Below are 7,046 nucleotides of genomic sequence, written 5' to 3' on the forward strand. Positions count from 1 at the left end.
GTGCCCGCCGTCCTCCCCGCTCCACCCGAACCGCACTCCGCAGGAGATCCGCAGATGAGCAGCACCGCCCCGGCCCGGCCAGCAGCCGGCCCACCCGCACCGGCGCCGGCCGAGCAGCAGGGCGGGATGACCCACCAGCAGATCCTGTCGGCGCTGTCGGGGATGTTGCTGGCGATGTTCGTCGCCTTCCTGTCCTCGACGGTCGTCTCCAACGCCCTGCCGACGATCATCACCGACCTGCGTGGCTCGCAGAGCCAGTACACGTGGGTGGTCACCGCCACCCTGCTCGCCTCGACGGCGACCACCCCGATCTGGGGCAAACTGGCCGACCTGTTCAGCAAGAAGCTGCTGATCCAGCTGTCGATCGTGGTCTTCGTGGTCGGTTCGATGCTGGCCGGGCTGTCCTCGTCGGTGCCCATGCTCATCGGCTGGCGGGCGCTGCAGGGCGTGGGGCTGGGCGGCATCACCGCCCTGGTGCAGATCGCGATGGCCGCGATGATCAGCCCGCGGGAGCGGGGCCGGTACTCCGGCCTGCTCGGCGCGGTGATGGCGGTGGCCACCGTCGGCGGCCCGTTGATCGGCGGCCTGCTGGTCGACACCAGCTGGCTGGGCTGGCGCTGGTGCTTCTACGTCGGCGTGCCGTTCGGGATCGTCGCGCTGGTGCTGCTGCAGCGCACGCTGCACCTGCCGGTCACCAAGCGGAAGGTGTCCATCGACTACCTCGGTGCCACCTTCCTCACCGCCGGCGTCTCGGCCCTGCTGATCTGGGTGACCCTGGCCGGCGGCAGCTTCGACTGGGTGTCGACCGAGAGCGCGCTGTTCGTCGCCGGCGGGCTGCTCGCCGTCGTCGCCTTCGTCGTCACCGAGCTGCGGGTGCGTGAGCCGATCGTGCCGCTGCGGCTGTTCCGCGACCGGACGACGACGCTGGCGATCATCGCCAGCGTGGCGATCGGCGTGGCGATGTTCGGCTCGACGGTCTTCCTCGGGCAGTACCTGCAGATCTCCCGCGGCTACTCGCCGACCGCGGCCGGGCTGCTGACCATCCCGATGGTCGGCGGGCTGCTGGTGTCCTCGACGGCGTCGGGCATCCTCATTTCCCGGTACGGCCGGTGGAAGGCCTACCTGGTGGCCGGGTCGGTGCTCGTCGCCGCCGGCTTCGGGCTGCTCTCCACGCTCGATCACGCCACGGACATGGTGGTGCTGGGCGTCTTCCTGGCGGTGCTGGGCGTCGGCATCGGGATGACCATGCAGAACCTGGTGCTGGCGGTGCAGAACACCGTGGCGGCCGCCGACCTCGGGGCGGCCAGCTCGGCGGTGGCCTTCTTCCGCAGCCTCGGTGGCACGATCGGCGTCTCGGTGCTGGGAGCTGCGCTCAGCAGCCGGGTGGGGGTCCTCATCCAGGAGGGCATCGCCGACGTCCCCGGCGCCCCGGCCGCCGCGTCGGGCGACGTGGGCCTGGCCGACCTGGCCGACGCCCCACCCGCCCTGCGGCAGCTGATCATGGAGTCCTACGGCGACGCGACGGGCCGGATCTTCCTGATCTCCGCGCTGCTGTCGATTATCACGATCGCGGCGATCCTCTTCATCCGGGAGGTGGCGCTGCGCACCGAGTCCGGCGACCAGCGGCTGCGATCGGCGAGCGTGGCCCCGGGCGACGCCGGGCCGCCGGACGCCACCGCCGCCGTCGACGCACAGCTGGCCGGGCGGCCCGCCGTGGTTCCCCGGCGGTAGCCACGCCCGCCGCACGCGAGGGAGGACCGCCGACCGTGGGCGGCCCTCCGTCGGGTGGGTTCTCCGGGCCTTCCGCCTCAGACGAGTGCGGCGTCGAGCGTGATCTGCACGCCGGTGAGCGCCTTGCTGACCGGGCAGCCGACCTTGGCCGCCTCGGCGGCCTTCGAGAAGCCGTCGGCGTCCAGGCCCTCGACCTCGCCGCGAACGGTGAGCGCGATGCCGGTCAGCATGAACCCGCCGTTGGCCTCGTCCGGCCCGAGGGAGACGTCGGCGCTCACCTCCAGGCTCTGGGTCGTTCCACCGGCCTCGCCGATCATCGCGGACAGCTGCATGGCGAAGCAGGACGAGTGCGCCGCGGCCACGAGCTCCTCGGGGCTCGTGGTGCCGCCCGCCTCGTCGGCGGCGCGCTTGGGGAAGGACACCGCGTAGGTGCCGACCTTCGAGCTGCTCAGCTCGACCTGACCGGAACCTTCCTGCAGGGAGCCGTTCCAGGCGGTGCGTGCGGTGCGGGTGGGCATGGGGCCTCCTGGGGGCACGATCCACCGGCCGGGGTGGTCGGTGGGGGTGGACGGGTCGTGCCCGACCATCCCGCGACCGGTCGTGCGCCGCCAGCCGGGCGCTGCCCGGAGGGGCGGCTCAGGAGGTGGTGGCGTCCGCCCGAGGGGTGCCGACCCGTTCGGTGATGACGTGCAGCAGGTCGCGGAGCGCGAGGAACTCGTCCTTGCCCATGGCCAGCGCGTCGATCATCTCGGCGGAGACCGAGCAGGCCGGTCCCTCGAGCGCGCGGCCCGCGTCGGTCAGCCGGATGGAGACCGACCGCTCGTCGTCGGCGCGGCGGTGCCGGGTCACCAGGCCGGCCGCGGTGAGGCGCTTGAGCAGCGGTGAGAGGGTGCCGGAGTCGAGGGCGAGGCGGGCGCCCAACTGACCGACCGTCTGGCCGTCCTCTTCCCACAGCAGCATCAGCACCAGGTACTGCGGGTACGTGATGCCCAGCTCGTCGAGCATGGGGCGGTACCGCGCGGTGACCGCGCGGGAGGCCGCGTAGAGCGCGAAGCACAGCTGGTCGTCGAGAGCGACGCTCGGCGACGGAGTTTCCGTCATGCCGTCAGAGTAGGGCGCCACCCGGCCGGGAGCGGTTCCAACGCCCCCCATGGGAGTGCCCCGTGTGAGACTTGAGCGGAACAGACTCAACTCCCTCGTCGTTGGACCGACCGACAGGCACGTCGTCGCAGGAGAGGACCGGGATCCCCGACCATGGAGAGCAAGCTCACCACCCGTTCGCAGGAGGCCATCGCCGCCGCGCAGCGGCTCGCGGTCGGCCGCGGCCAGGCCGCGCTGGAGCCCCTGCACCTGCTGGTCGCGCTGCTCGAGCAGTCCGACGGCATCGCCGGGCCACTGCTGCAGGCCACCGGCGCCGACCCCGCCGACGTGCGCGCCAAGGCCGAGGCGGCCGTGCACCGGATGCCCCGGGTCAGCGGCGCCACCGTGCCCGCTCCCGCACCGTCCCGCGACCTGCTGCGGGCGATCAACGCCGCCGGCGAGCAGGCCTCGGCGCTGGGCGACGAGTTCGTCTCCACCGAGCACCTGCTGGTGGGGCTGGCCACCACCGAGGGCGAGGCCGCCTCCGTGCTGAACGCCGCCGGTGCCGGGCGGGACGCGCTGCTCGCGGCCTTCCGCACCGTCCGCGGCAACCGGAAGGTCACCACCCCCGACCCGGAGGGCACCTTCCAGGCCCTGGAGAAGTACGCCGTCGACCTGACCGAGCGCGCCCGGCTGGGCCGGATCGACCCGGTCATCGGCCGGGACACCGAGATCCGCCGGGTCGTCCAGGTGTTGTCCCGGCGGACCAAGAACAACCCCGTGCTGATCGGCGAGCCGGGCGTGGGGAAGACGGCGATCGTCGAGGGCCTGGCCCAGCGAATCGTGGCCGGCGACGTCCCCGAGAGCCTCAAGGGCAAGCGGCTGATGGCTCTGGACCTGAGCTCCATGGTCGCCGGGGCGAAGTACCGCGGTGAGTTCGAGGAGCGGCTCAAGGCCGTGCTGCAGGAGATCACCGACGCCGAGGGGCAGGTGATCACCTTCATCGACGAGCTGCACACGATCGTCGGGGCGGGCGCGAGCGGCGACTCGGCCATGGACGCCGGGAACATGATCAAGCCGATGCTGGCCCGGGGCGAGCTGCGGATGGTCGGCGCCACCACCCTGGACGAGTTCCGCGAGCACATCGAGAAGGACCCCGCCCTGGAGCGGCGCTTCCAGCAGGTGTTCGTGGGCGAGCCCTCGGTCGAGGACACGATCGGCATCCTCCGCGGGCTCAAGGAGCGCTACGAGGTGCACCACGGTGTCCGGATCACCGACGCCGCGATCGTCGCCGCCGCCACGCTGTCGGACCGGTACGTCACAGCCCGGTTCCTGCCGGACAAGGCGATCGACCTGGTCGACGAGGCCGCCAGCCGGCTGCGGATGGAGATCGACAGCCGGCCGGTCGAGGTCGACGAGGTCGAGCGGGTGGTCCGCCGGCTGGAGATCGAGGAAATCTCGCTGGCCAAGGAGGCCGATGCCGCCTCGATGGAGCGACTGGCGGCCCTCCGGTCCGAGCTGGCCGACCGCCGCCAGGCGCTCGACGAGCTGACCGCGCGCTGGCAGCAGGACAAGACCGCCATCGACCGGATCCAGCACACCAAGGAGGAGCTGGAGACGGTCCGCCAGGAGGCCGAGCGGGCCGAGCGGGACGGCGACCTGACCCGCGCCGCCGAGCTCCGCTACGGCCGGCTGCCGGCGCTCGACCGCGCGCTGTCCGACGCCGAGGCGTCGGTCGCCGGCCGCGACTCGATGCTCAAGGAGGAGGTCGGCCCGGACGACATCGCCGAGGTCGTGCAGGCCTGGACGGGCATCCCGGCCGGCCGCCTGCTGGAGGGCGAGACGCAGAAGCTGCTGCGGATGGAGGACGAGCTCGGCCGGCGGGTGGTCGGCCAGCCCGACGCGGTGCGCGCCGTCTCCGACGCCGTCCGCCGGGCCCGGTCCGGGGTCGCCGACCCCGACCGGCCGACCGGCTCGTTCCTCTTCCTGGGCCCGACCGGCGTCGGCAAGACCGAGCTGGTCAAGGCGCTGGCGGAGTTCCTGTTCGACGACGAGCGCGCGATGGCCCGCATCGACATGAGCGAGTACTCGGAGAAGCACTCGGTGGCCCGGCTGGTCGGTGCCCCGCCCGGCTACGTCGGCTACGAGGCCGGCGGGCAGCTCACCGAGGCGGTCCGCCGCCGTCCGTACACCGTCGTCCTGCTCGACGAGGTGGAGAAGGCCCACCCCGACGTCTTCGACGTGCTGCTGCAGGTGCTCGACGACGGCCGCCTCACCGACGGCCAGGGCCGCACGGTCGACTTCCGGAACACCATCCTGGTGCTCACCTCGAACCTGGGCTCCCAGCTCATCGCCGACCAGTCGGTTCCCGAGGAGACCCGCCGGCAGGCGGTGATGGAGGTGGTCCGCGGGCACTTCAAGCCGGAGTTCCTGAACCGGCTCGACGACGTCGTCGTCTTCCGGGCCCTCGGCAGCGACGAGCTGACCGGCATCGTCGACATCCAGGTCGGGGTGCTCGCCCGGCGGCTGGCCGGCCGGCGGCTCACCCTCGAGGTCACCGACGCGGCCCGCGAGTGGCTGGCGATCAACGGCTTCGACCCGGTCTACGGCGCGCGGCCGCTGCGCCGGCTGGTGCAGTCGGCCATCGGCGACCAGCTGGCCCGGGCGCTGCTGGCCGGCGAGATCCGGGACGGCGACGACGTGCTCGTCGACTGGCCCGCCGGGGTGGCCGGCGAGGCCGGCGACACCGGCCTGACCGTGGCCCGGGTCTGACGTGGGCGCCGCGGGATCGTGAGTGGGCAGTTGTGGTCGCCCACCCCGGCGCGTCCGCGCGGGTCGGCGACCACAACTGCGCTGTCGATCGCGCCGGCTCCGTGGTGCCGGGTCAGCCCTCGACGGCGTCCTGCAGGCACTGCTCGTACTGGGCCTGGTCACCGGTCTGGTTGAACTCGGTGATGCAGTCGCCGGCCGTGGTGACGAAGAACACGGTGGCCAGCAGGATGACCGCGCCGAGCGCCAGCCCGATGACGCCGGTCACGATGCCGGTGATCGCCATGCCCCGGTTGTCGGCCCGGCGGGCCTTGACCCGGCGCAGGCCGAGGATGCCCAGCACGATCGCCAGCAGGCCCAGCACGATGCCCGGGACGCCGGCGAGGAAGGCCGCCGGGATCGACAGGATGCCCAGCACCAGGGCGGCGATGCCCAGGCCGTTGGACTTTGGGGGCTCGCCGGGCTGGCCGTACTGCCCGGGCTGGCCGTACTGCCCGGGCGTGCCCGGCTGTCCGTAGCCGGGCGGCGGCGCCGCCGGGTAGCCCGGCTGCGGTGGGAACTGCTGGGCCGACCACGACTGCCCGGAGCCGGTGAACTCCCCGGAACCGGACGAGCCGCTGGGGGGACCGGCCGGCCCGGGACGCTCGTCGTCGGGACGGGAGGACTCGGGTGGCGGACCTGGGGGCGTCGTCATCCGCCGGAGCGTAGGCCTCCCACGCGACGGTGGCATGGGGCAGCGTCGCCGTCGGTCCGGGCGAGGACGTCGCCCACCGGGGCCGGTGGCCCGCGTCAGGCGCGGCCGCGGGCCCCGGTCTGCGTCCAGGCGGCGGTGGTCGGCGCGAGCAGGCTGCTCGCCGCGGCCACGCAGAGCACGAGCAGGAGCAGCGAGCTGACGGCGATCCCGCCGGCGCCCGCGCTGACCCACACGGTGAGCAGCCCGAGCAGCCCGCACGTCACCAGCCCGGCCCACCGGGCCCAGCCGTGCCGGTGCGCGAGGAACCACGCGGACACGACGGCGGGGAGCCCGAACACGAGGCCCTGGACGACGTTGAGCAGCACCAGCAGGTCCGCATCGGCCCGGGTCGCGTCCGGCTGTGCCCGGAGGTACTGCTCGACGACCCCGTCGCGGCCGCCCCAGGTGAGCAGGGCGCTGATCAGCAGCAGGGCACCGACGACGGCCAGCACGACGACGGCGACCCGGGCCGAGGTGGGCGCGCCGGACGCGCCGGTGGCGGGATCCGAGGAGGGCTGGGCAGGGCGCGCGGCGCTCATGGGTGCAGCCTGGCACGTCGCCCGGCAGGCTGGCTCCAGCCGACTGTGCGGCCCGTTATGCGATTGTGATCAACCGAAACGGGCCCTGGGCGCGAAGACAGTGCGTGACCGACACCGAGCAGGGCCCGGCGCCCACCGCGGCGCCCGCGGCCGGGACGCCGCGCACCGGCCCGGCCGCACGCCGGGCGGCGGCC

6 protein-coding genes are annotated in these 7,046 nt (G+C 73.5%); 2 read left to right on the forward strand and 4 right to left on the reverse strand.

Annotation, left to right across the window (positions count from 1 at the left end; translation table 11 throughout):
- The first annotated feature begins 54 nt into the window (after positions 1–54).
- Positions 55–1,731, forward strand: coding sequence for an MDR family MFS transporter (locus tag ACYVG5_RS10695; RefSeq protein ID WP_222048820.1), 1,677 nt, complete (start codon positions 55–57; stop codon positions 1,729–1,731).
- Positions 1,732–1,808: 77 nt separating this feature from the next.
- On the opposite strand, the gene ACYVG5_RS10700 is transcribed toward ACYVG5_RS10695, so the two are convergent.
- Entirely contained in the window at positions 1,809–2,249 is a 441-nt protein-coding gene (locus ACYVG5_RS10700) for an OsmC family peroxiredoxin (RefSeq protein WP_222048821.1), read from the reverse strand.
- 118 nt (positions 2,250–2,367) lie between these two features.
- Positions 2,368–2,832, reverse strand: coding sequence for a MarR family transcriptional regulator (locus ACYVG5_RS10705; RefSeq protein ID WP_222048822.1), 465 nt, complete (start codon positions 2,830–2,832; stop codon positions 2,368–2,370).
- Between the two features lie 153 nt (positions 2,833–2,985).
- Between ACYVG5_RS10705 and clpB the strand changes: the two genes are divergently transcribed.
- Entirely contained in the window at positions 2,986–5,583 is a 2,598-nt protein-coding gene (gene clpB, locus ACYVG5_RS10710; RefSeq protein WP_222048823.1) for an ATP-dependent chaperone ClpB, read from the forward strand.
- A 112-nt stretch (positions 5,584–5,695) separates the two neighbouring features.
- Here the strand turns inward: clpB and ACYVG5_RS10715 are convergent, their stop codons facing one another.
- Together ACYVG5_RS10715 and ACYVG5_RS10720 are read right to left on the reverse strand one after the other, a co-directional pair.
- Complete coding sequence (locus ACYVG5_RS10715) at positions 5,696–6,274, reverse strand: DUF4190 domain-containing protein (protein WP_222048824.1); 579 nt, start codon at positions 6,272–6,274, stop codon at positions 5,696–5,698.
- 95 nt (positions 6,275–6,369) lie between these two features.
- Positions 6,370–6,852, reverse strand: a complete 483-nt coding sequence (locus ACYVG5_RS10720) for a hypothetical protein (protein WP_222048825.1) — start codon at positions 6,850–6,852, stop codon at positions 6,370–6,372.
- Positions 6,853–7,046: the final 194 nt, after the last annotated feature.

This window comes from Modestobacter lapidis, from assembly GCF_054780755.1.

Bases quoted from the DNA above. Each gene is read 5' to 3' on its own strand.
- ACYVG5_RS10695 (WP_222048820.1), top strand. From the start codon at position 55: ATGAGCAGCACCGCCCCGGCCCGGCCAGCAGCCGGCCCACCCGCACCG.
- clpB (WP_222048823.1), top strand. From the start codon at position 2,986: ATGGAGAGCAAGCTCACCACCCGTTCGCAGGAGGCCATCGCCGCCGCG.
- ACYVG5_RS10705 (WP_222048822.1), bottom strand. From the start codon at position 2,832: ATGACGGAAACTCCGTCGCCGAGCGTCGCTCTCGACGACCAGCTGTGC.
- ACYVG5_RS10720 (WP_222048825.1), bottom strand. From the start codon at position 6,852: ATGAGCGCCGCGCGCCCTGCCCAGCCCTCCTCGGATCCCGCCACCGGC.
- ACYVG5_RS10715 (WP_222048824.1), bottom strand. From the start codon at position 6,274: ATGACGACGCCCCCAGGTCCGCCACCCGAGTCCTCCCGTCCCGACGAC.
- ACYVG5_RS10700 (WP_222048821.1), bottom strand. From the start codon at position 2,249: ATGCCCACCCGCACCGCACGCACCGCCTGGAACGGCTCCCTGCAGGAA.